The organism is Flavobacterium mekongense, from assembly GCF_047038255.1.
Lineage (GTDB): Bacteria > Bacteroidota > Bacteroidia > Flavobacteriales > Flavobacteriaceae > Flavobacterium > Flavobacterium mekongense.
Window position 1 is genome coordinate 1,431,224 of record NZ_CP174374.1, and the last position, 23,554, is coordinate 1,454,777.

The 23,554-nt window shown below is 38.3% G+C and carries 21 protein-coding genes; 20 read left to right on the forward strand and 1 reads right to left on the reverse strand.

The genetic code is table 11. From position 1 onward, the window contains the following. Genes ACJG85_RS06035 through ACJG85_RS06055 form a run of 5 tightly spaced genes read left to right on the forward strand, consistent with a single transcriptional unit; the run spans nt 1 to nt 7,168 of the window. On the forward strand, nt 1-798 hold the full coding sequence (locus ACJG85_RS06035; RefSeq protein ID WP_409677061.1) for an FkbM family methyltransferase: 798 nt from the start codon (nt 1-3) through the stop codon (nt 796-798). Nucleotides 799-804: 6 nt separating this feature from the next. Then, a complete protein-coding gene (locus tag ACJG85_RS06040; RefSeq protein ID WP_409677063.1) occupies nt 805-1,938 on the forward strand; it encodes a DegT/DnrJ/EryC1/StrS family aminotransferase in 1,134 nt (377 codons plus the stop codon). A 59-nt stretch (nt 1,939-1,997) separates the two neighbouring features. Continuing rightward, a complete protein-coding gene (locus ACJG85_RS06045; protein ID WP_409677065.1) occupies nt 1,998-3,941 on the forward strand; it encodes a polysaccharide biosynthesis protein in 1,944 nt (647 codons plus the stop codon). 49 nt (nt 3,942-3,990) lie between these two features. Next, nucleotides 3,991-4,761, forward strand: a complete 771-nt coding sequence (locus tag ACJG85_RS06050; protein WP_409677067.1) for a polysaccharide biosynthesis/export family protein — start codon at nt 3,991-3,993, stop codon at nt 4,759-4,761. A gap of 4 nt (nt 4,762-4,765) precedes the next feature. Continuing rightward, on the forward strand, nt 4,766-7,168 hold the full coding sequence (locus ACJG85_RS06055) for a GumC family protein (protein ID WP_409677069.1): 2,403 nt from the start codon (nt 4,766-4,768) through the stop codon (nt 7,166-7,168). Here ACJG85_RS06055 and ACJG85_RS06060 read toward each other — a convergent pair. Further along, on the reverse strand, nt 7,151-7,888 hold the full coding sequence (locus tag ACJG85_RS06060; protein WP_412477153.1) for a tyrosine-protein phosphatase: 738 nt from the start codon (nt 7,886-7,888) through the stop codon (nt 7,151-7,153). The two genes, ACJG85_RS06055 and ACJG85_RS06060, sit on opposite strands and share 18 nt — an antisense overlap. A 153-nt stretch (nt 7,889-8,041) precedes the next feature. On the opposite strand from ACJG85_RS06060, the gene ACJG85_RS06065 reads away from it, so the two are divergent. The 15 genes from ACJG85_RS06065 to ACJG85_RS06135 all read left to right on the forward strand — a co-directional run bounded on the left by ACJG85_RS06065 (nt 8,042) and on the right by ACJG85_RS06135 (nt 23,550). After that, nucleotides 8,042-8,899 carry an ABC transporter permease gene (locus tag ACJG85_RS06065; RefSeq protein ID WP_409677073.1) on the forward strand — a complete coding sequence of 286 codons (858 nt, stop codon included), beginning with the start codon at nt 8,042-8,044 and terminating at the stop codon, nt 8,897-8,899. Beyond that, on the forward strand, nt 8,899-10,158 hold the full coding sequence (locus tag ACJG85_RS06070) for an ABC transporter ATP-binding protein (RefSeq protein WP_409677075.1): 1,260 nt from the start codon (nt 8,899-8,901) through the stop codon (nt 10,156-10,158). The genes ACJG85_RS06065 and ACJG85_RS06070 overlap by 1 nt, the downstream gene beginning before the upstream one ends. Before the next feature lie 2 nt (nt 10,159-10,160). Next, the gene (locus ACJG85_RS06075) at nt 10,161-10,883 is read left to right on the forward strand and encodes a hypothetical protein (protein ID WP_409677077.1); all 723 of its coding nucleotides are present in this window, start codon (nt 10,161-10,163) and stop codon (nt 10,881-10,883) included. Nucleotides 10,884-10,885: 2 nt separating this feature from the next. Continuing rightward, nucleotides 10,886-11,842 (forward strand): glycosyltransferase family 2 protein, encoded by a 957-nt coding sequence (locus ACJG85_RS06080; RefSeq protein ID WP_412477154.1) that lies wholly within the window; start codon nt 10,886-10,888, stop codon nt 11,840-11,842. A 1-nt stretch (nt 11,843) separates the two neighbouring features. After that, complete coding sequence (locus ACJG85_RS06085; RefSeq protein WP_412477155.1) at nt 11,844-12,782, forward strand: glycosyltransferase family 2 protein; 939 nt, start codon at nt 11,844-11,846, stop codon at nt 12,780-12,782. Then, nucleotides 12,779-14,014: a UDP-glycosyltransferase gene (locus ACJG85_RS06090; RefSeq protein WP_412477156.1), complete on the forward strand. Its 1,236-nt coding sequence runs from the start codon at nt 12,779-12,781 to the stop codon at nt 14,012-14,014. The genes ACJG85_RS06085 and ACJG85_RS06090 overlap by 4 nt, the downstream gene beginning before the upstream one ends. Further along, nucleotides 14,014-14,916, forward strand: coding sequence for a glycosyltransferase family 2 protein (locus tag ACJG85_RS06095; RefSeq protein ID WP_412477157.1), 903 nt, complete (start codon nt 14,014-14,016; stop codon nt 14,914-14,916). Before ACJG85_RS06090 ends, ACJG85_RS06095 begins: the two co-directional genes overlap by 1 nt. Nucleotides 14,917-14,947: 31 nt before the next feature. Next, nucleotides 14,948-15,955, forward strand: a complete 1,008-nt coding sequence (locus ACJG85_RS06100; protein ID WP_412477158.1) for an N-acetylneuraminate synthase family protein — start codon at nt 14,948-14,950, stop codon at nt 15,953-15,955. Next, nucleotides 15,952-17,112, forward strand: a complete 1,161-nt coding sequence (neuC, locus tag ACJG85_RS06105) for a UDP-N-acetylglucosamine 2-epimerase (RefSeq protein ID WP_412477159.1) — start codon at nt 15,952-15,954, stop codon at nt 17,110-17,112. Before ACJG85_RS06100 ends, neuC begins: the two co-directional genes overlap by 4 nt. Before the next feature lie 2 nt (nt 17,113-17,114). Next, entirely contained in the window at nt 17,115-17,744 is a 630-nt protein-coding gene (locus ACJG85_RS06110; RefSeq protein ID WP_409677091.1) for a methyltransferase, read from the forward strand. A gap of 1 nt (nt 17,745) precedes the next feature. Beyond that, nucleotides 17,746-18,441: a cytidylyltransferase domain-containing protein gene (locus ACJG85_RS06115; RefSeq protein ID WP_409677093.1), complete on the forward strand. Its 696-nt coding sequence runs from the start codon at nt 17,746-17,748 to the stop codon at nt 18,439-18,441. Between the two features lie 3 nt (nt 18,442-18,444). Continuing rightward, on the forward strand, nt 18,445-19,308 hold the full coding sequence (locus tag ACJG85_RS06120; RefSeq protein ID WP_409677095.1) for an FkbM family methyltransferase: 864 nt from the start codon (nt 18,445-18,447) through the stop codon (nt 19,306-19,308). 67 nt (nt 19,309-19,375) lie between these two features. Further along, entirely contained in the window at nt 19,376-20,779 is a 1,404-nt protein-coding gene (locus tag ACJG85_RS06125; RefSeq protein WP_412477160.1) for a UDP-glycosyltransferase, read from the forward strand. Next, nucleotides 20,776-21,921 (forward strand): glycosyltransferase family 4 protein, encoded by a 1,146-nt coding sequence (locus tag ACJG85_RS06130; protein WP_412477161.1) that lies wholly within the window; start codon nt 20,776-20,778, stop codon nt 21,919-21,921. Before ACJG85_RS06125 ends, ACJG85_RS06130 begins: the two co-directional genes overlap by 4 nt. 84 nt (nt 21,922-22,005) lie before the next feature. Beyond that, nucleotides 22,006-23,550: a glycosyltransferase family 2 protein gene (locus ACJG85_RS06135; RefSeq protein WP_412465154.1), complete on the forward strand. Its 1,545-nt coding sequence runs from the start codon at nt 22,006-22,008 to the stop codon at nt 23,548-23,550. Nucleotides 23,551-23,554 lie beyond the last annotated feature (4 nt).

The following is a 23,554-nucleotide window of genomic DNA, read 5'->3' on the forward strand; positions in this document are numbered from 1 at the left end:
ATGTTACGAAAAATTATCCTGAAACTTCTTAAAATAACGGCGAGAGATATAAGTATTACTCATCATTATAATAATGAACCATTTTTATTGAATTCATACAACCATAAAGGGTATTGGTATCACGGGAAAAAGCGTGAACAAGAAACAGTGGCCGTTTTTAAAGAATGGATTAATAAAGGAGAATTTGTTCTCGAAATAGGAGGGCATATAGGTTATTTTTCAACGCTTTATGCTCATTTGGTTGGAGAAAACGGAAAAGTGGTTGTTTTTGAACCGAGTTTTGACAACTTAAAATATCTCACTAAAAATGTGCAAAACGTAAAAGCTTCGTTGCGCAATAACATACAGTTGGTTCAAAAAGGCGCCGGAGATGTTATCGGAGAGCTCGATTTTTACATTGATCCAATATCCGGTCAAAACAATTCTTTTGTCAAAGATTTTGACGGATTTAAAACAAGTCGAGAGCTTTCGGCAGAGCAGGATGCAGATGTAAAAGTGGTGAAAGTCCCGGTGATAACCTTAGACAGCTTTTTCGAAAATGAAACGTTACTTCCGAATTTTGTTAAAATAGATGTGGAAGGTTTTGAGTGGAATGTGATTCAAGGGTTTCAAAAAACAATTGAGAGAGGACATCCTTCATTAATGATTGAAATTCAAGCGGATGCCGATAAGCTAATACCGTATTTTAAATCGGTTGGATACACCATCTTCAACGACAAGATGAAGGAAATCAATACGATAGAAGAGTATGTTAAATTCAAAAGCCCTAATATTTTCTTCAAATACCTTCAAAAATAGAGTACTATGAGCAATAAAATATGGTTGTCTTCACCTCATATGGGTGGTACAGAGCAAAAGTATGTGCAAGAAGCTTTTGATACCAATTGGGTAGCGCCTTTAGGACCAAATGTAACCGGTTTTGAAACCGATTTAGAGCAGTTTCTACAAGATGATAAGGTTAACGTTGCTGCTTTAAGTTCCGGAACGGCCGCTTTACATTTGGGATTGATTTTATTAGGAGTAAAAACCGGAGATGAAGTCATTTGTCAAAGTTTTACTTTTTCGGCTTCTGCCAACCCAATCTTATACCAAGGAGCAATCCCTATTTTTATTGATAGCGAGCCGGAAACTTGGAACATGTGTCCGGTGGCTTTGGAAGAAGCTATTAAAGACAGAATAGCAAATGGCAAAACACCAAAAGCTATCATTCCGGTCCATTTATACGGTATGCCTTTCAAAGCCGATGCAATAAGAGCAGTGGCCGATAAATACAATATTCCGATTTTAGAAGATAGTGCAGAAGCTTTGGGCAGTCATTATAAAGGCAAAATGTGTGGTACTTTCGGAGACATTGCAGCGCTTTCCTTTAACGGGAATAAAATCATTACTACTTCAGGAGGCGGAGCATTAGTGGCCACATCCAAAGCAGTTAAAGACAAAGCCGTTTTTTTAGCTACGCAAGCCCGAGACAACGCTCCGCATTACCAACACTCAGAGGTAGGCTACAATTATCGCTTGAGTAATATCTCAGCGGGTATCGGAAGAGGGCAAATGGAGGTGTTGCATAAACACATTGAGTTGCGCCGTCAAATGAATGCTTTTTATCATGATATTTTTAAAGATATTGAAGGCGTAACGGTGTTTCAAGAGCCTAATTCTGATTATTTTTCCAATCATTGGTTGAGTTGTATTACCATAAATTCTGATAAAACAGGAAAGACCAGAGAAGATTTGCGTTTGGCCTTGGAGAAAGAAAATATTGAATCCAGACCGTTGTGGAAACCGATGCATTTGCAACCGGTTTTTGAAAAGTATCCGTATTACGGGGGAAAAGTATGTGAAACATTGTTCGAAAACGGACTTTGTTTGCCTTCCGGTTCCAACTTAACGGCTGAAGACAAAAACCGTTTGAAAGAAGTTTTTAATAGATTTTTTTAATTTTATAGCCCTGAATTTGTTAAAATAATCTTAATTTTGAGGGTTCATGCTATACAAAAATGAGTAACCAAATATTTAAAGAATTAAAGAATAGTATCTTCAATAAGAAGTTCCAAAACATAGGATACCTACCGCGTTGGATAATTTTTGCGATAGATGTATTTATAGTTGGTGTCTCTTGCGGCATTACGCAAATCATTATTCATAGTTTATCAGTTACGTTTATAGGCGTATTCAGTGAGTTGTTGCAAAGTGGATTGATCCTTTTTGTGAATGCGCTATTCTTTATGGTTTACCGAACTTATGCAGGTATAATCAGACATTCCACCTTTATTGACGGAGTAAAGTTATTGGTAGCCACTTCTTCCTCCTATGTAACGTTGCTTTCCGTTAATCTTATTTCTTTTGCCTTTTTCAAATCTAAAATTTTTCTTTCGACCGGTTTGTTTATCACCTATGTGATTTCTTTCCTGTTGCTTTTTTTATTCAGAATTTTGGTCAAAAATTTCTTTGAAAAATACTTGCAAGGAGATGACCAAAAACAATTAATTAAAGCGGTTATTTATGGTGCAGATGCCAATGCTATTTCAGTGGCTAATGCCCTAAAAACTGAAAAACCGGCCCGATTTAAATTAGTGGCTTTTATAGACAAGTTCAAACAAGTCAAAACTTCCAAAAGTATTTTGGATTTACCCATCATCAACCAATCCAAAAGTATCCATGTTATTTTGAGGAGCATGGGTGCTGAGGCATTAATTATTGCCGAGAAAAGCTTGTCAAAAGAAGAAACCGTGGCCATAGTTGAAGAGTGTTTAGAGTACAATTTCAAAGTGTATACGGTGCCGTTAATCACAGATTGGGAAGATCAAAAACAAATCTCCAATCAGTTGAAAAATTTTGCCATTGAAGATTTGTTGGAACGCAAACCCATTGTTTTAGATAATAATGCTATTTCATCACAGATTAATGGCAAAACCGTTCTCATCACAGGAGGCGCGGGATCCATCGGAAGTGAGATTGTAAGGCAGATTATCAATTTCAATCCATATAAAATCATTATATTGGACCAAGCAGAATCTCCTTTGCACAATCTCAAACTGGAAATTTCTGAGTTTGACGGAAAAGTCAAAATCAGAACCATTATTGCCGATGTTAGGGATTTTGAGGCGATGACTTGTGTTTTTGAGAAATACAAACCCGATTTTGTATATCATGCGGCAGCCTATAAACATGTGCCGTTGATGGAAGAAAATCCCGGGCAAGCTATTTATACCAACGTAATCGGGACTAAAAATTTGGCCGACTTATCTCATAAGTACAAGGTGGATAAGTTCGTTTTGATTTCTACCGACAAAGCGGTTAATCCTAGTAGTGTGATGGGAGCCAGTAAGCGAATAGCTGAAAAGTATGTGCAATCTTTGAATTATCATCTGTCTCAATCACAAAAAAAATGCACCAAGTATATTACCACCAGATTCGGTAATGTGTTAGGGTCTAATGGGTCAATAGTACCTTTGTTTACCAAGCAAATTCAGGAAGGTGGTCCGATAACCATTACACATCCCGAAATTATTCGTTATTTTATGACGATACCTGAAGCATGTCAGTTGGTGTTGGAAGCCGGAGCTATGGGTAACGGTGGAGAAATCTTTATTTTTGATATGGGCAAACCGGTCAAGATTATTGACTTGGCTAAAAAGATGATCAGATTGGCAGGTTTTACACCCGATAATGAAATCAAGATTAAAATAATCGGACTAAGACCGGGTGAAAAGTTGTACGAAGAGTTACTCAACGATACGTCAAAGACCTTACCAACGCACAATGAAAAGATTATGATTGGTCAGGATAATTTTGATAATTATGAAGAAATTAGTGAATTGGTGCTTCAACTTTCTGAAATTGCCAAGAAACCAAACAACAACGAAATGGTGGTTTTGATGAAAAAAATTGTGCCCGAGTTTAAGAGTATGAATTCTGTTTTTGAAACATTAGATTCTTAAATTCAAGTAATTCCGATAAATTACTAACTTTGTCCCCTAAAACTTTAATATGAATCGCAGCAAGTATATCAATTTAATAGCCCTTTTTGTCTTACTTTTTTTAAGCTCATGTGCTTCCCGAAAGGATATCGTATATCTTCAAGATGTTGAAAATGATGCTACTATCAATCAGGCTTTGAGTTATGAGCCGGTTATTAAATGCGATGATATGTTGAGTGTTATCGTGGCGGCAGATCAACCCGATTTGACCATTCCTTTTAATTTACCGCAAATTCAAGGAAACTATCAGGTTAATGACAGTCAGGAAGGCATCAAAACCTACCTGGTAGATGCCTCAGGATTTATCGATTTTCCGGTTATCGGTAAAGTTAAATTAGCCGGATTAACAAGAACTCAGGCAAAAAATGAACTTGAAACCAAAATCAAAGAGTACATCAAAGAGCCTTCAGTAAATTTGAGAATCCTCAATTATAAAATTTCTGTCTTGGGAGAAGTGAATAAGCCCAATACTTACAAAATAGCCAGCGAACGCGTTACCTTATTGGAAGCTATCAGTTTGGCGGGCGATATGACTATTTACGGCAAAAGAAGTAACGTGTTAGTTATTAGAGAAGTTGATGGTAAAAAAACGTTCAATAGGGTAGATTTGACCAATAAAGATTTTATCTCGTCTCCGTTTTATTACTTAAATCAAAACGATGTGGTAATGGTAGAACCTAACAAAACCAAAATTAACTCTTCTGTTATCGGTCCGAATGTTACCGTTACCATTTCAGCACTTTCATTACTTACTACTATTGCCATAATTCTATTCAGATAATAACATGCAGGAACATCATTCTTTAAATAATAACAATTCTCATGATGACAGATTGAACATCAGAGAACAATTGGATAAGTATGTTATTCATTGGAAATGGTTTTTACTTTCCGTGGTTGTCTGTTTGATAGCGGCTTTGTTGTATTTAAGATATACCATACCGCAATACAGTGCCTCGGCTACCATTTTAGTAAAAGATGAGCGTAAAGGCGGAATCCAATCCGAACTTAGTGCCTTTTCCGATTTAGGATTGGTAAAAAGTTTGAAGAACAATGTTGATAATGAGATTGAAATCATCAAATCCAGAAATATTATCAGTTCGGCTTTAAAAAAACTCAATCTTAATGTAGAATATTATACTGAAGGAAGAGTTAAGTTAGTTGAATTGTACGATGAAAGTCCGATTCGAATAAAATTTGCAGAGACTTCTAACAAGTTCTATAACAGGAGTTTTAAATATGAAATAGTCTACAAGTCTCCAAAACAATTTGAATTAAAAAAGCACGAAGGCAAATCGATAGGTACTTTTAATTTTGGCGACACTATTAGCTTGGCAGATGCTAAAGCGATAGTTAATTTAACACCAAATGCGCCTCAAAAACTTCAAACCGACTATTCTGTTATTGTTCAGGTAAACAAGTTTGATAATTTGGTTCAAAAATACAAAGGAAGACTTAGTGTTGCACCACTGAACAAAAACTCGAGTGTGGTTGAGTTAACCATCAATGATCCTGTAGCCAAAAAGGCAGAAGACCTTCTGAACGCCATAGTAGAAAGTTACTACGACGATGCTGTTAAAGACAAAAGATTGGTTTCCATCAATACCCAAAACTTTATTAATGAAAGGTTAACCTACATCACGGAAGAACTTAGTGAAGTTGAACAAAAAGGAGAAGACTTTAAAGCCAACAACAGAATTACTGAGATTTCAGCAGATGCCGGAATTTACATTGAAAACTCTGCTCAGTTGGAAAGATCGTTAATTGATACCGAAACTCAAATCAGGGTGATTCAAGCGATGATTGACTACATGAAAAAATCTCCAAACGATGAAATCATTCCGAGTAATATCATCCCTTCAGACAATACTGCGGCACTAATGATTAATGAGTTCAATAATGTAGTTATCACACGCAACAGAGTATTGCAAAGCGGTACACTCAAAAACCAAAGGGTAATCGATTTGAATGCCGAAATCAATGAAAAGAGAAGAAACATCAAAGAAAGTTTATCCCGACTTTTGGAGTCTTTTACCATCAGAAGAGACGATTTAAGACGTCAGGATGCTTTGTTGAACAATAAGATTTCTCGTATTCCGGCCCAATCAAGACAATTGGTTAGCATTGGACGTCAACAGCAAATTAAAGAGTCGCTCTATTTGTATTTATTACAAAAGCGAGAAGAAATCGGAATTTCATTAGCGGTAGCTGCCCCGAATGCCAAAACTATCGATTTGGCCCAATCTACCAGTGCACCCATTTCTCCTAATAGAAATTTTATTCTGTTAGGTGCTTTATTGTTGGGATTGTTAATTCCGTTTTTAATTCTGTTTATAGTAGATTTATTAGATACCAAGATTAAAAACCGTCAGGATATTGAAGGCAAGGTCAGTATTCCGTTCTTGGGCGATATTCCTAAATCAGAAACTCAGGATGAATTGATTAATGCCAGTAGCCGTTCGAGCTCTGCCGAAGCTATTCGAATTGTCAGAACCAATCTCGAGTTCATGCTTAACAATGTAGCGGAAGGAAGTGCCAAAACTATATTCGTAACTTCCACCTTGCCTAAAGAAGGGAAAACATTTGTGGCGCTCAATTTGGCCAGTACCATTGCGCTTTCAGGCAAAAAAGTGTTGTTGATTGGTTTAGATATTCGAAATCCGAAAATAGACAAATACGTGAATATTCCGGAAAAAGGATTGACCAATTTCTTGGCCAAACAAAATGAGGATATTCATGATTACATAGTGAAATTGGAAAACTTCGATAATTATTATGTACTGCCATCAGGTGTGATTCCTCCCAATCCGGTTGATTTGTTGATGAGTCCAAAAATTGAAGAGTTGTTTGACAAACTCAAAAAAGAGTACGATTATATAATTGTAGACACCGCTCCGGTTAGTTTGGTTACCGATACACTTTTAGTGGCTAAATATGCCGATTCATTCATCTATGTAATGAGAGCCAACTACCTCGATAAGCGATTGTTGAAAATAGCTGAAGGTTTCTACACCGAGAAGAAGCTGCCTAATATGGCTGTACTTTTAAATGACACTGTTTGGAGAAAAACCTACGGTTATGGTTACGGTTATGCTTATGGTTACGGTTACGGATATGGCTACGGATATGGCTATGGTGCCGACCAAGAAAAGAAATCTTGGAAAGACAAACTAAGGAAGAAAAAATAAATTCTTGTTGATTGCTTTTTCGAGTTCCGGGATGTTTTTCAAAGCTACTTTTCTCGAAAAAGCATCAATATGATTTTGATGGTGTATGTCGGTACCCACAAAATCTATCATCCCGTTTTTTAATAAATAATCAGCAGTTTTGGTTATGCCAATCCCATAATAATTCACGGATGAGAGCAAATTCAGTTGAAAAAAACAGCCCGATTTTTTTAATCTTTCGTATTCTTTCAAGTTTCGGGTGTAAAATAAATAGCGCTCCGGATGGGCTAAAATAGGTTTGTAGCCGGCCAACTGAATCTCAAATAAAATATCAAACAATTGCATCGGCGGATTCAAATAGGACATCTCAACCAATATGTAGTTGTCCTTTAAGGTGAGCAACTTTTCAGTTTCCAAGCGTTTCATGAAGAAGGAATCTATCATGTATTCTGCACCGGCGCTAAAAGAAGCAAAACAATTCTTGTGGCTTAATTCTGTTTTGGTGACTTGAAGTTTATCAGTAATAATGGATTCACTGTTGTCCCATACATTAGTAAAAATATGAGGGGTAGTGATAAAGTGATTTATGCCCATAAGATTCATCTGGGACATAAAATTTTCGGTTTCTTCAATCGACTTAGCACCATCGTCAATGCCCGGTAACAAATGCGAATGGATGTCCGCAAAATTCTCGGGAATTAAGTCTTTTAATAAAGGTTTTGATTTGAAAAATGACAACAAGGTGATTGATTTTATGTGACAAATTTAGACATTATTTCATTTTTCCTACTATTAAAAAAGAATAATCAAATTAATCATTTCATTCCTTTAAAACGACTTTCGTAATTTATATATTTGCATTTAACATTTTAAGGTAAAAATTAAAAGATATTCATGAAAAATGACAACCCGTCAGAAGATTGGGACCTTGTAATCAAAGGCCATACGTCGCTTTTTGATGTCAGATTCAAAGACTTGTGGCACTACAGAGACTTGTTGGTCATGTTTGTGAAAAGAGACTTTGTCAGTTTTTACAAGCAAACCGTTTTGGGTCCGCTATGGTTCTTTATCCAGCCTATTTTTACCACTATTGTTTTTTCACTGATTTTTGGTAAGTTAGCCGGCATCAGCACTGATGGTTTGCCTAAATTTTTATTTTATCTCTCGGGTATTACAGCATGGAATTATTTCGCCGATTGTTTAACCAAAACCAGTACTGTATTCCGAGACAATGCCAACATCTTCGGAAAAGTTTATTTTCCTCGTTTGATAATGCCTTTAAGCATCGTGGTTAGTAATTTGGTTCGCTTTGGGGTACAGTTACTTTTATTTATTGGGGTAATGATTTATTTTGCCATAAAAGGAGAAGATTTTTCGCCTACATATGCCATTTTCTTTTTCCCGTTATTAATCATTTTAATGGCTTTTTTGGGTTTGGGGATTGGTTTGATTATTACGGCAATTACCACAAAATATAAAGATTTATCGTTTTTAGTGACTTTTGGAGTTCAGTTGTTAATGTATGCTACCACTGTAATTTATCCTTTAAGTGCGGCTCCAGAAGCCTATAAAAAATACATACAACTCAACCCAATGACCGGGATTATCGAAGCCTTTCGTTTTGCTTTTTTGGGCAAAGGCGAATTTACGGTTTGGAGTATCGGTTATTCAGTGGCCTTTACCTTAATCATGCTGTTTTTAGGGATCATCATCTTTAATAAAACAGAAAAAAACTTCGTCGATACAGTCTAATGAGTAGCCCGGTAATTAAAGTAGAAAATCTTTCCAAAGCCTATCAATTGGGTAAAATCGGAACGGGAACAATTTCTCGCGATATCGAACGTTTTTGGATTACTAAAGTCATGGGGAAAGAAGACCCGTTTCTCAAAATCGGTGAAACCAATGACCGAAGTGTCAAAGGGCAAAGCGACATCGTTTGGTCACTGAAAGATATCAATTTTGAAATTAATCAAGGCGAAGCGGTTGGGATAATCGGTAGAAACGGTGCCGGAAAAAGTACGTTGCTAAAACTCTTGTCGAGAGTAACCGGTCCAACCACCGGAGAAATCAAAGTCAAAGGACGTATTGCCAGTTTGTTGGAAGTTGGTACCGGTTTTCATCCTGAACTCACCGGTAAAGAAAATATCTATCTCAACGGTGCCATTTTGGGAATGCGCAAAAAAGAAATCACCCGTAAACTCGATGAAATTATCGATTTTTCAGGAGTGGAAAGATACATAGATACACCCGTAAAAAGATATTCTTCGGGGATGTACGTGCGATTGGCTTTTGCCGTGGCCGCCCATTTGGAAAGTGAAATTCTCATCGTGGATGAGGTTTTGGCCGTAGGTGATGCCGAATTCCAAAAAAAGTGCTTGGGAAAAATGGGAGATATTAGTAAAGGACAAGGACGAACTGTACTCTTTGTTTCTCATAATATGGCCAGCGTGCAAAATTTATGTACCAAAGGAATCATGCTCGAGCACGGAATGATTAAAGCCGTAGGCAATATAGAAGAAGTCGTACGCGAATACTTGTCAAAATCAAGAGCAGAAGATGTAGTGTTGGCCGATGTTCAAAAACGAAAAGGCAACGGTAAATTGCGTTTTGTTCACGGGCACGTGGGTTGTGAAGATAACGAAACAATTGAAACCTTTAAGAATTTGACCATCAAACTCGATTTCGATTTAGACCCAACGGTTGTTGTAGCCCAAAAAAGAATCGACATCGGTATCAACAATTTTATGGGTGATAGAGTGGCTTGGTTGTCCACCAGCAACATCAATGACACCTTTAATATTCAAAACAACAGTATAGAATTTACCATTAAAAATTTACCTTTGGCTCCGGGAGATTACAGCTGTAATATTTATAGCGAAATCAACAACGAAGTAGCCGATTGGTTGACCGAAGTAATGGATTTCTCCATAGCCGAAAAAGATTATTATAATTCGGGGAAATTAGTGCCAAAAAATCAAGGGTCTATATTGTTGAACTACAACATCAAATAGATATGCTCAAAAAAATCAAAAACCTGATACAGGAAAACATCAAGTTTCACAAAGCCAATCAAGATACTTTGAACGAATTGTATTGGGCCAATGTATACCACGATAGTATCCGAGGTAAAGCAGCCTTGGAAAATCTTGGCTTGAACATCGGAAGATGGGCAGGAAACTATACTTTTTTTTACGTTTTGAATAGAATACTAAACGATTACCAACCCAAAAGAATCATCGAGTTTGGTTTGGGCGAATCTTCCAAATTCATCGCCACTCATATCGAAAATTATGCACCCAATTCGGTTCATACCGTTATTGAACAAGACGAAAATTGGAGAACGGCTTTTTTAAATCGATTCAAAGTTTCTGATAAAACGACTATCAAAATCTTACCGTTGGTGACTAAAAAAGTTCATGGCTTTGATACCAATTCGTACAGTGAAATAGGGGAGAAAATCAATGAAAAATATGATTTGTATATCGTTGACGGACCATTCGGCAGCGACCATTATTCGAGATATGACATTGTAACCTTAGCGGAAAAGCTGGAAAAAGGAGATGAATTCATCATCATTATGGATGATTATAACCGTAAGGGAGAGCAACAAACTACCGAAGCTCTAATGCAGTTGTTGGAGAAAAAAGGGATTACTCTTCATAAAGGCCAATACGCCGGTTTGAAAAGCGTACTGGTTTTGGCTACTGATAAATACCAATATATTAAGACACTTTAAAGATGTCTCAACCCTTAGTTTCCATAATCATCCCAACTTACAACAGAGCACACCTTATCTCAGAAACGCTCAACAGCGTAAGGTTGCAAACCTATCAAAATTGGGAATGTATTATTGTTGACGATGGTTCGACCGATAATTCAGAGGAAGTGATTGCCGAATTTTGTTCGCAGGACAACCGTTTTCAATTTTTCAAAAGACCGCATAACCAACCCAAAGGAGCCAACACCTGCAGGAATTTAGGATTGGCTTACAGTAAAGGCGATTTTATCAATTGGTTTGATAGCGATGATGTGATGTTTGAAGGTTTTTTAGAGCAAAAAATAGCCGCTTTTTTGCAAGATGCCGACACTGATGTGGTATCTTCCGGTTTTGTAAAATACAATCCTGTAGGCAATATTACTTCAAGACCATACAATACCAAGCTTCACTACAGCCCTTTGACGGAATATGCGAATAACCATTTGTCGTTAAATACGCCGACATTTTTATACAAGCGAGCGTTACTCAACGATATTGTTTTCAACGAATCCCTGACACGTGCTCAAGATTTAGATTTTACGTTTCGCATCATTTCAAAATCCAATCTGAAAATTACTTATGTTAATGAGGTCTTGTTCAAGGTGCTAATTCACAACGATTCTATTACGGGTAAATTCAATGCAAAAACAAGTTTGGAACACCTGCAATCAGAGTTGAAAGTTAGAAAGCACATCGCTTTTTTTTATTTAAATGGCGAACAAAAGCTAACAAAGTATATTTTTGACAATTATTTGAAAACCCTCAAAAAAATCTTAAACAACCGTCAGTTCTTGTTTTATTTTCAAGAGCTGTGGCAGGTGCCTGTAATAGGTTGGTTTAATAAAATAAAGCTTTCCGGAATTGGATTGCTTTATGCATTAACCGGAAAAGGGATGATGACTTTTTCGAAAACCATCAATAAGATAAAAGTTGCGTAAAATGAGTAAAACGACCACACAGGTTTCGATTATCATGGCCACCTACAATAGAGCACATTTTATTGTAGAAACGCTTTTATCCATACAAAATCAAACTTTTCAGGATTGGGAATGTCTCATCATTGATGATGGCGGAACCGATAACACTTCCGAAGTAATTCAGCCCATCCTCGATAAAGACGTTCGTTTTAGCTATCACAAACGTCCGGAGCCATACCAAAAAGGATTACCGGGTTGTCGTAACTATGGTATCGATTTAGCCCAAGGACAATTCATCATTTTTTTTGACGACGACGATATAGTGCATCCGCAAAATTTGGAATGTTGTGTAGCCGAATTTGCTAATCCTGAAGTAGCTTTTTGCCGCTATCAAAGGGCTGCATTTGTAGGCAATTTTGACTATCAATTTGATATGTCCTTAGACTACACCAAGTTCAAAGTGTACAGCAAAGATGTAGAGAAAATGCTCACCTACAAATTGCCTTTCAATTCCTGTGCAGTCATGTGGCGCAAAGCATGCTTCGACCAAAATCGTTTTGTGGAAAGCCTCATGTTTGCCGAAGAATGGGAATTGTACTCCCGAATTTTATCAACCGGTGTTCAAGGAGTTTCCATCAATAAAACGCTATTCTTCGGAAGAAAACATCCCAATTCCAATACCGGCGAGTTTTCCCGACGCGATGCGGTGAGAAGGGCTTCCAAAAAAGATGCGGTTTTGTTAATCGTACAGAATTTAAAGTCCAGAGGGTTATTAACCAGACCAATCCTGCGCTTTTTCTTGGGCAATGCCATTCATTTCCAAGAGTTCAATTTGTTTGATGAAATTTTAAAACTATTGGATTTGTCGTGGCACCGAAAACTTTACTGGAAAATATTTTATACCTTTCTGCCGTTGCGATTAGCAATAATTAAAGTGTTTAAAAAACTATTCAATAAATGAGAATACTGGTTGTTTCCGAATCGATTAATGTTGAAGATAGTAGTGCTTCTAAGGGAAGAGTAGCGCTCATTAACAACCTTCAACTCGCCGGTTATACACTTAAAGTATTGCATTATTCTCATAAAGAAATCCAATTACAGGGCATAAATTGTGAGCTGATTCGCGAGAACAAGTTTTCAACCTATTTCTTTTTGTCCCGAATGATCCGCCTTTTTCAACGTACTTTTAAACGAAATATCAATGCAACGTTGGAGACTTGGTTCGGATTTTCATTCACCCATACCAATGACACGCGTTCTATTGCCAAAGCCATAAAGCAAGCCCAAAATTTCGCTCCCGATTTAATTCTCACGCTCAGTAAAGGTGGTAGTTTCAGACCACATCGCGCTATGTTGCGATTGCCCGAATTACAATCGAAATGGATGGCTTACATACACGACCCGTATCCGTTTCACTTTTATCCGCGACCCTTTAATTTTGTGGAGTTGAGCTATAAACATAAAGAAGCGTTCATGCGTCAAATTACGGAGAAAGCCAAATATTTATCGTTCCCGAGTTTACTGCTCAAAGAGTGGATGGAAAGCTATTTTCCGGCCGTTGCCGATAAAAGTTGCGTGATTCCGCACCAAATTAAAGTCGACAACGACCCGCAACTTACGCCCGAATTTTTCACTGAAAACCAATTCTCTTTGTTGCACGCCGGGAATTTACTCCAACAACGCAATCCCGATTATCTGATCAAAGGATTTTTACAGTTTTTAGCCAAATATCCTGAGGCCGTAAAGGAAGCCAAATTGTATTTTGTGGGCAGCTACAAAAAACAAGAGCATATTTTGAATCAATACCAAAATCACCCGAATATAGTTGTAAGCGATTATATTGAATACAAACTGGTACAGTCGCTTGAAAAGAAAGCCGCAGTCAATATCATATTGGAAGCCATATCTGAGATCAGTCCGTTTTTACCGGGGAAATTCCCTAATTGTGTTGCGTCAAACAAACCTATATTGGTGCTTGGTCCTTACTACAGTGAAGTGCGAAGATTACTTGGTAAAGACTATCCTTATTGGTCTGAGGCGAATGATGTGGCCACTATCGAAGCCAATATTACTGAGCTCTATCAACTGTGGAAACAAAACCCTCAGCAGTTACAGCTCAATCGGTCCGATTTGACCCATTATTGTGATGAACAATCATTAAAGAAAGTCATAGATGACTTGTCGATAGTCTGATGAAATTTGCGATTCACATTGCCACTAAAAACAGAAAAGATGATTTACTTTTCACTTTAGAGCAGGTTTATCCGCTTTTGGAAAACCCCGAAGTAACTTGCGTTGTATTCGATGATGGTTCGGATGATGGTACTGCAGACGCTGTTAAGCAACAGTTTCCGAAAATACAACTTCTCCAAAATACAACTTCACGCGGTTACTTGTACTGTCGCAATGTAATGCTCAACGAAACCCAAGCAGATGTTGCGATTTCCTTAGATGATGATGCACATTTTCTTTCCGAGAATCCTTTGGAAACCATCGGTAAATTCTTTAATGAAAATCCAAAATGTGGTTTAATTGCTTTCCGAATTTATTGGAGCAAAACGCCACCGGAAAATCCAAAGTCAACCGAAGTTTCAGCAGCCGTAAAAAGTTTTGTGGGTTGTGGTCATGCCTGGCGAATGAGCGCTTGGCGAAGTATTCCGTCGTACCCGGAATGGTTTGAATTTTACGGAGAAGAAACGTTTGCTTCAATGCATTTGTTTAAAAATTATTGGGAAGTACAGTACGTTCCTGAAGTATTTGTTTTGCATCGCGTCGATTTGAAACTTCGAAAAAACCAAACGAAAGATTTTACGCTTAGATACCGTCGCGGCTTGCGTGCCGGTTGGTTTGCTATTTTTCTTTTTTATCCGCCGGGTAAAGCCATACACTTCTTTTTGTATTCACTTTGGATGCAATTAAAAACAAAAATTTTTAAAGGCCAGTTTAAAGTTGTCATACCAATTTTGGGCGCACTTTGGGATTTATTGGTGCTTAGCCCGAATATCCTAAAAAACAGAGCCGCTTTTACAGCAATAGAGTTTGCCGATTATGCCAAATTAAAAGAACCGAAAATTTATTGGAAACCGGAAAAATAGTTACTTTTACTACCGTTTCAATTGTCTTTTGATGAAAAACAAACCCTATTTAATTGCCGAGATTGCGCAAGCCCACGATGGAAGTTTGGGGATTTTGCATTCTTATATTGATGCAGTGGCGCAAACCGGAGTGCAAGCCATTAAGTTTCAAATGCACATAGCTGAGGCTGAAAGCAGCATTCATGAACCTTTCAGAGTCCAATTTTCCAAAGAAGATGCCACGCGTTTCGATTATTGGAAACGCATGGAGTTTACCTTAGCACAATGGCAAGAAATCAAAGCGCATTGTGATGCTGTAGGCCTGGATTTTATTTGTTCTCCTTTTAGTAATATGGCGGTCGATTGGTTAGAAACTATCGGCGTTAAAACCTACAAAGTGGGTTCAGGGGAAGTCAATAATTTTTTATTACTCGAAAAAATTGCACTAACCGGGAAGCCGATTATCATTTCTTCCGGCATGAGTAATTTTGAGGAACTCGACCAAACGGTTACTTTTCTTAAAAGCAAGAATGTCGATTTTTCTATTTTACAGTGTACCACTGCCTATCCTACAAAACCGGAACAATATGGTTTTGGTGTGATGCAAGAACTCAAAGAGCGTTACCAAGTCACAGTAGGTTTTTCAGACCATTCCGCTAAAGTGAGTACCGGTATAGCCGCTGTAGCTTTAGGGGCCGAAATATTAGAGTTTCACGTGGTTTTTCATCGAGAAATGTTTGGTCCTGATGCCATTGCTTCATTAACTGTAGAGGAAACCAAACAATTGGCAGTTGCCGTGAACGATATTTATTTAGCGCAAAATAGTTCCCTCAACAAAAACAACAACGAGGCTTTCAAAGCATTAAAGACTATCTTTGAAAAGTCGTTGGCCATCAATAAAAATTTACCGGCCGGTCATGTACTGACGTTTGCCGATTTAGAAAGTAAAAAGCCCAAAGGATTAGGAATATCGGCAACCGATTTTCAACAAGTTATCGGGAGAAAACTCAAAGTCGATAAAACACAATGGGACTTTTTAAATGAAGAAGATTTAGCATGAGTATAAAAAGAAAGATAGCTGTAGTGATTACAGCCCGACCTTCCTACAGTCGAGTGAAAACCGTATTGACGGCCATAAAAAAGCATCCGGAATTGGAATTGCAATTGATTGTGGCTGCTTCCGCTTTGCTCGATCGTTACGGTAGTGCGGTCAATTATATAGAAAAAGACGGTTTCGAAATTGCGGCCAAAGTCTTCAATGTGTTAGAAGGCGAAAACTTAACTGCATCGGCCAAAACTACCGGTATCGGAATCTTGGAGCTGTCTACGGTATTCGATAATCTTCGCCCGGATATAGTAGTGACTGTGGCCGACCGATTTGAAACTATGGCGACTGCAATTTCTGCCTCGTACATGAATATTCCATTGGCTCATATTCAAGGCGGAGAAGTTACAGGCAACATCGACGAGAAAGTCAGACACGCCATCACCAAGTTAGCCGATTATCATTTTGTAGCTTCCGAAAGCGCCAAGCAACGCGTAATCCAATTGGGTGAAAACCCTGAAATGGTATTCAATACCGGTTGTCCGTCGATAGACATTGCCCAAACGGTAGCTCAAAAAAAAGCCCTCGATTTTGATCCATATCAAAAATACGGCGGCGTGGGTTCGCAACCGGATTTGTCCAACGGTTATCTCGTGGTGATGCAACATCCTGTAACCAATGAATACCGGGATTCCCGCCGACATATTGAAGCTACGCTGAGAGCTGTCATGCAAATCAACCAACCTACTTTGTGGTTTTGGCCCAATGTAGATGCCGGAGCCGATGGTACTTCAACCGGCATTCGTTCGTATCGTGAAAAATACAAAATGGAAAATGTTCACTTCTTCAAAAATATGGAAGGCGACGATTTTTTAAACTTATTGCATCATTCTAAAGGATTAATCGGCAACTCCAGCGTAGGCATCAGAGAATGTGCTTATTTGGGTGTTCCGGCCGTGAATATCGGTTCGCGACAAAATCGTCGGGACAGAGGAAATAATGTGATTGATGTAGCCTATGACGAACAAGAAATCATAGCAGCCGTAGCTACGATATTGCAACATCCAAATCGAAATACCTCTGAAGTATACGGTGGCGGCAATGCCGGAGAAAAAATAGCCCAATTATTAAAAGAGTTGCCATTGCAATTCCACAAAACCATAATGTACTAAAAATGAGTGAGCTACATTTAGCCGAGAAAACCTATTTGAAGTTTTCGAAAATAGAAGGTAACCAGCACATTGCCAGTGAGTATGCTTTAAAATGTGCCTTGCGATTGATACAAGATTTTCAATTAAAAAATATATTGGAAGTAGGCATTGGCATTGGTTGTATCGCTGATACCATTTTGGAATCTTCTCCTAACCTGCAATATACGGCTACTGAAGCCAATGCATTTTGCTTAAATGCTATCAAAAATAACGTAGGGCAAATAGAAAGAGTAAAGTTGTACAACAACCTGAATCAAATCCCGGAAAATACCTTTTTTGATTTTATCATTATTGACGGTTCAGATGATTCATTGGCTCAAGTACAAAGAATGTGTACTCCTGAAACAGTTATTTTTATCGAAGGCGGAAGGGCTTTGCAAGTCGCTTCGTTGAAAAAAATATTTCCAAAGGTATTGCACGCCGAAATGTTAAGCGACTATAAAAACCCTGCTTGCGGACCATTTTCCAGCCAGTTTTGGTGTGGCGGCGGGCAGTTAATATTTCCATATCCTAACTTCGGAATGCGATTGTATTATTGGAAAGAAAAATGGGCAACTTATCAAAAGAGAAAAAAAAGAAAAGCCAGCAAGTAATATGAAAATCTTAGCCATCATTCCGGCCAGAGGCGGTTCTAAAGGCGTGCCCAGAAAGAATATTAAGTTATTAGGTAAAATGCCTTTGATAGAATATACCATCAATGCGGCTAAAGCATCAACAGAGCTGACAGAAATTATAGTTTCTACAGAAGATGCCGAGATTGCCATAGCTGCCGAGGTTTGTGGTTGTAAACCGCCTTTTGTTCGACCGGCCGAATTGTCTGAGGATGATGCCTCATCGATTAGTGTGGTGCAACATGCCATTGCTTTTTACGAAAACCAAAATGTTTTTTTTGATGCAGTTTGTTTGTTGCAACCTACAACGCCTTTCAGAGCTAAAGGTTTTATCGATGAAGCCATTCAAAAGTTTAGAGTTTCCGGCGCCGATAGTTTGGTAAGTGTTTTGCCTATACCACATGAATACAATCCGCATTGGGCGTTCGAAGAAGGGCAAAGCGGTTTCCTTCAAATAGCTACAGGCGAAAGTCAAATTATTCCCAGACGACAAGAGTTACCAAAGGCTTTCCATCGCGACGGTTCAATCTATCTAACCAAAACTGAGATAGCCAAAGCAGGAAGTTTTTATGGTAAATCTATAGCTTATATTGAAAGCAACGCCGATTGCTATGTCAATATCGATACCATGAAGGATTGGGAAAAAGCTGAGCGATTGGTTACTCATTTTAACAGCTAAACCATGCAGAAATTATTCCATTTATACCGATTGGATGCGGGCAACAGAAAACGAGTGCTGCAATATTTACTCAAACGAGTATTGCGTTCTAAAACTACTTTGGAAGAACGAATCGCCAATGAATACTATGCACACTTAATTCGTTATCAAGGATTTTTAAAAGAAGAAACAGTCGCTTTTTTTGTTGCGTTTTATCCAAAGCTTGGCGTAACCTTAAAAACCAGAAAAAGACCTTCGAGTGATTTGGACGTTTTTGGTCAGATTTACACCTATGAGGAATACAAACCTTTAGTTGAAGTATTCCGAAAGCACTTTCCCGAGGGTAAGGAATTGAACATTATTGATGCCGGAAGCAACATTGGGTTAACCACGGTTTTCTTATCAAAACACTTCCCGGAAGCACGGTTTATCGCTGTTGAACCCGATAGCAATAACTTTGAAATAATGTCGTCTAATTTTAAGTTAAATGAAATTCTCCAAGTAGAGAAAATAAAAGGCGGTGTTTGGAGTCGGAATACCCATTTAAAAATCATCAGCGATTTTCGCGATAAGAACCATTGGTCGATCAGGGTAGAAGAAACGAAAGACGCTACCGAGTTACCGGCTTTTTCAATCAATTATCTTTTGGCTGTTGCCCAATGGAATACCATTGATATTTTGAAGATTGATATTGAAGGTTCGGAAAAAGAAGTCTTTACCGGAGCCAATGCCGATGTTTCCTATTTGGCTAAGACCAAGTGTATCGCCATTGAAATACACGATGAATTCCATTGCAGAGAAGCCATTTACGCCATACTCGACCACTATAATTTCGACTATATCGAATCGGGAGAGTTGACCATTGGTATCAATCAAAATTTATTGTAACGCATTTTGTCTTTTTACTTTTATTTTCCTTTGAAAATAAAGATATTTGGACTCTAAAAAGGTAAGAATGCAAAACAAGAAAATCTTTATTCTGCTTCCGGACGGTATAGGTCTGCGCAATTTTGCTTTTACCGATTTTTACAAAACCGGAACAGCTTCAGGATATGAGATTGTTTTTTGGAACAATACGCCTTTTGATTTATCGGATTTAGGCTTTACCGACATCAAAATCGAAAAGGCCAAGACGCATCCGTTAACTGATTTGTATAAAAATGCGCTGAAAATAGTCGAACTTCGACTGAGTATCAAAAAGGCTAAAGACAATATTTACGAATCATATTATTTTCCACCTAAAATAAACAGCGTTAAGTCGTTTTTAAAGAATGCGTACACCCAAAGTATCGCTTTTTGGCATACCTCCAATCGAGGTGCGCAACGCATTCGAACCAAAATTGGACAATTGGAACGCAAAACCAAGTTGTACCATGACAGTCTTGCTACTTTAAAAGCGGAAAAGCCGGCTTTTGTTTTTTGTACCAACCAACGTGTTATGCTGGGCGTTGCGCCTTTATTAGCGGCCCAAGATTTGGGAATCCCGACAGCTTGTTTTATTTTCTCTTGGGACAATTTGCCCAAAGGCACCAAAATCATCGAAACCGATTTCTATTTTGTTTGGAGTCAGCATATGAAAGCTGAGTTAATGTATTACTATCCGCACATCAAGGAGCATCAAATTATAGTTACCGGTACGCCTCAGTTTGAAGCTCATTTTGATACCGCTAAGCTTCAATCTAAAACCGATTTTTTCCGAAGCCATAATTTGGATGAAACCAAACGCTATTTTTGTTTTTCCGGCGATGACGTAACCACTTCTCCTAATGATCCGAAATATTTGGAAGATGCCGCAAAGGCTGTTAGAAGTTTAAATCAAAAAGGTCACCAATTGGGGATTGTTTTCAGGAGGTGTCCGGTTGATTTTTCAAATCGATATGATGCTGTTCTAACTGAGTATGCCGATTGTATTACGGCTATCGCACCAAAATGGATTAAAAAGGCCGAAAGTTGGAACACCATTTTGCCCACTAAAGCCGATTTAGCGCTTCAAGTCAATACCATCAACAACACCGATTTTGTCATCAACCTTGGCTCATCCATGGTTTTTGATTATGTTATTTTTAAGAAACCTTGTGCTTTTATCAATTACGATGTGAAAGATGGAATTCCTTGTCGATTGGTAAAAGATACATACAATCTGATCCATTTTAGGTCTATGACATCGCGCGAATGTGTGGCTTGGATTAACAGTCCTCTGGAAATGGAAACCGTGATATTGTCGTTACTGACTCAAAACAACGATAGCTTGATTACCAATGCCGGTCATTGGTTTGAAAAAATCAATCAACATCCGCCGCAAAAAGCTTCCGAGCGAATCTGGGAAAGCATAGCCAACCTAATTAAGCCAACACCATGAAGATAGGTTTTTTAACGCCCGAGTTTCCTTATCCCGAAATGGGTGCTTCAGGTGGCATTGGTACCAGTATTTACAATTTGGCCAAAGGATTAACCGAGCTCGGGCATGAGGTTTCGGTCATCATTTACGGTCAGAAAACAGATGAGGTTGTGGTAAAGGACAAGCTTACTTTTTACAAAGTCAAGAATCGAAAACTAAAGGGTTTTTCCCGATTCTTAACCCAAAAGAAGCTCCAAAAATTACTCAATACTTTAGTCAAAGAAAATCAATTAGACCTGGTTGAAGCACCCGATTGGACCGGAATTACAGCTGCTGTAAAACCCAATTGTCCGGTGGTGATTCGATTAAACGGTTCTGATACTTATTTCTGTCATTTAGACCAACGACCGGTAAAGTTTTTAAATCGGATTCAGGAGCAATTGGCCTTGCGTAATGCCGATGGATTGTTGTCGGTAAGTCGATACACGGCTGAGGTTACCCAACAACTGTTTGGGATAAAAAGACAATTTGAGATTATCCCGAACAGCATTGATTTAGGTAAATTTCAAAAAGATGAAAAAATTGCTGAGCAGCCAAACACCATATTGTATTTCGGAACCTTAATTCGCAAAAAAGGTTTGCTCGAATTGCCACTGATTTTCAACGAAGTGGTAAAGCAAAATCCTGAAGCCAAGCTGATTTTAATTGGCAGAGATGCTTCCGATGTAATCAGCGGGAATGCTTCCACTTGGCATTTGATGAAGCCATTATTTTCGAAAGAAGCCGGAAAAAATGTAACCTATTTGGGTAGTGTGCCATATGCCGAGATGACGCAACATATCAATGCGGCCACGGTGTGTGTCTTTCCCACTTTTGCCGAAGCATTGCCTGTTTCTTGGATAGAGGCTATGGCCATGCAAAAAGCCATAGTGGCTTCTTCTATTGGTTGGGCACCGGAAGTGATAGACGATACAGCAAATGGTTTTTTGGTCCATCCACAGTCGCACCAACTTTACGCTGACAAAATAGTTACTTTGTTAAATGACGCAAGCCTTCGTACTGAATTTGGTCTGAAAGCCCGACAAAAAGTATCCCAAAAGTTCAGTATAGAAGTAGTAGCGAAACAAAGTGTTGCTTATTATCAAAAACTTTTAAAACCCTAATCTTCTCTGAGCTATATTTTAGCGATAATGGGTGAATTCGCCAATCGAAATCACTATTTTTGCTACATTTAATTCAAAAACCTGATGGGAATAAAATTAACCGAGTATATCACAAAATCAGGAGAAGTCATTCTCTATAACGGCAGTCCCGATTTTTCTCGTTTAGAGGAATTGGCGAGTGGTTTTGGCGATGTTTGGCACAGCGCTTCCGATCAAGGGTTCAAGAATATCTTTCCGGAAATAGTTTACCAAACCGCTACTTTTTTTTGGTATGTGCGTGATTTGGAAAATTTGGATTTATGCATCAATTGGAGGATTAATCCGGAAGCATTTGCCGTCCGTAAATCGGTCTGGGACACGTTGGGCGGTTTTGATGAAGTGTATCAAAATCCGGTGATGCAAGCTTTGGATTTCGGCTTTAATACGGTAAGAAGCAATGGCGGTGTAGTTTTATATGTGAAAGGTCTTTTTGAAGCTAAAACAACTCAGCATATTAAGATTTCTGTCAAAGACAGATACGCTTTCTTTATCAGAAATTTCAAAATTGAACACGCACTTTTTATGGTGTATCGTAAAGGACTTTGGAATTTAAAAGAGTGGAGTGCTTTATGGTATGCCAAAAAGAATATTAAAAAGAAAAATCAAAAAGCACTTGTTCCCGCCAGATCATTAAAAGAATTGGAAGGCTCACCAACAGTGAGTTACATCATCCCGACGATGATGCGACAAGATTTTACCTTGCAATTGTTGTCAGATTTGCAAAATCAAACTTACAGGCCAACCCAAGTTGTAGTAGTAGATGCGACACCTGAGAATAGTCGTGATGAGAGTTTATACAACCCTGCGCAATACGATTTCGAATTGGTAGTGAAATGGCAAACTAGCAAAGGAAGTTGCCGCGCTCGAAACGAAGCGATTGATTGTTGTACAGGAGAATATATTGTTTTTGGAGATGATGACATTCGCATCCCACCGGATTATATAGCAAACCATTTACGTTTCTTACAAACCTACGGTGCTGATGCTTGTAATGGTTTAGATATCAGAGCCGATCATCAAAAGCAAACTTTAGAGGATTTATATCACAAGCTTGAAAAATACGGTTATGACCGATACCGCTGTGGTGCTGCGCCTCACATGAACAACGCCAACAACTGTGTCAAACGCCAATATGTTAACCAAATTGTGGGGAACGATGTTAACTTTGACGGCGGTTACGGCGAAGACAACGATTTTGGATTTTCGCTGACCAAAATAGGTGTGGTGGTTTTACAAAATCCTTTTTCAACCAATTTGCATTTAAAACCACCCCAAGGCGGTTATCGTTTTTGGGGCAGTCAGGCCAAAATTTTAGGCAAAAAACGAAAAACCCAACCGTGGGAATTGGATACACCGGTCAAACGAATTCGACCGGTACCCAGTCCGACTATGATGTATTATTTTCACAAGCATTTCGGTGAATCTTTGGTAAACGAATACCGTCATAAGTACTTCTTTTTATATTTGTTCAAAGGGCCAAAATGGCGTTTCCCGTTTAAATTACTGAACTTACCCTACCGCCAATTACAGTTTAACAAATCGGTTTTTTATGCCAAAAAATTGATGGCTTTAGGAAAACGTACCCAATAGTAGT

Coding starts and splice junctions, on each gene's coding strand:
- ACJG85_RS06035 (WP_409677061.1), top strand. CDS start 1: ATGTTACGAAAAATTATCCTGAAACTTCTTAAAATAACGGCGAGAGAT.
- ACJG85_RS06040 (WP_409677063.1), top strand. CDS start 805: ATGAGCAATAAAATATGGTTGTCTTCACCTCATATGGGTGGTACAGAG.
- ACJG85_RS06045 (WP_409677065.1), top strand. CDS start 1,998: ATGAGTAACCAAATATTTAAAGAATTAAAGAATAGTATCTTCAATAAG.
- ACJG85_RS06050 (WP_409677067.1), top strand. CDS start 3,991: ATGAATCGCAGCAAGTATATCAATTTAATAGCCCTTTTTGTCTTACTT.
- ACJG85_RS06055 (WP_409677069.1), top strand. CDS start 4,766: ATGCAGGAACATCATTCTTTAAATAATAACAATTCTCATGATGACAGA.
- ACJG85_RS06065 (WP_409677073.1), top strand. CDS start 8,042: ATGAAAAATGACAACCCGTCAGAAGATTGGGACCTTGTAATCAAAGGC.
- ACJG85_RS06070 (WP_409677075.1), top strand. CDS start 8,899: ATGAGTAGCCCGGTAATTAAAGTAGAAAATCTTTCCAAAGCCTATCAA.
- ACJG85_RS06075 (WP_409677077.1), top strand. CDS start 10,161: ATGCTCAAAAAAATCAAAAACCTGATACAGGAAAACATCAAGTTTCAC.
- ACJG85_RS06080 (WP_412477154.1), top strand. CDS start 10,886: ATGTCTCAACCCTTAGTTTCCATAATCATCCCAACTTACAACAGAGCA.
- ACJG85_RS06085 (WP_412477155.1), top strand. CDS start 11,844: ATGAGTAAAACGACCACACAGGTTTCGATTATCATGGCCACCTACAAT.
- ACJG85_RS06090 (WP_412477156.1), top strand. CDS start 12,779: ATGAGAATACTGGTTGTTTCCGAATCGATTAATGTTGAAGATAGTAGT.
- ACJG85_RS06095 (WP_412477157.1), top strand. CDS start 14,014: ATGAAATTTGCGATTCACATTGCCACTAAAAACAGAAAAGATGATTTA.
- ACJG85_RS06100 (WP_412477158.1), top strand. CDS start 14,948: ATGAAAAACAAACCCTATTTAATTGCCGAGATTGCGCAAGCCCACGAT.
- neuC (WP_412477159.1), top strand. CDS start 15,952: ATGAGTATAAAAAGAAAGATAGCTGTAGTGATTACAGCCCGACCTTCC.
- ACJG85_RS06110 (WP_409677091.1), top strand. CDS start 17,115: ATGAGTGAGCTACATTTAGCCGAGAAAACCTATTTGAAGTTTTCGAAA.
- ACJG85_RS06115 (WP_409677093.1), top strand. CDS start 17,746: ATGAAAATCTTAGCCATCATTCCGGCCAGAGGCGGTTCTAAAGGCGTG.
- ACJG85_RS06120 (WP_409677095.1), top strand. CDS start 18,445: ATGCAGAAATTATTCCATTTATACCGATTGGATGCGGGCAACAGAAAA.
- ACJG85_RS06125 (WP_412477160.1), top strand. CDS start 19,376: ATGCAAAACAAGAAAATCTTTATTCTGCTTCCGGACGGTATAGGTCTG.
- ACJG85_RS06130 (WP_412477161.1), top strand. CDS start 20,776: ATGAAGATAGGTTTTTTAACGCCCGAGTTTCCTTATCCCGAAATGGGT.
- ACJG85_RS06135 (WP_412465154.1), top strand. CDS start 22,006: ATGGGAATAAAATTAACCGAGTATATCACAAAATCAGGAGAAGTCATT.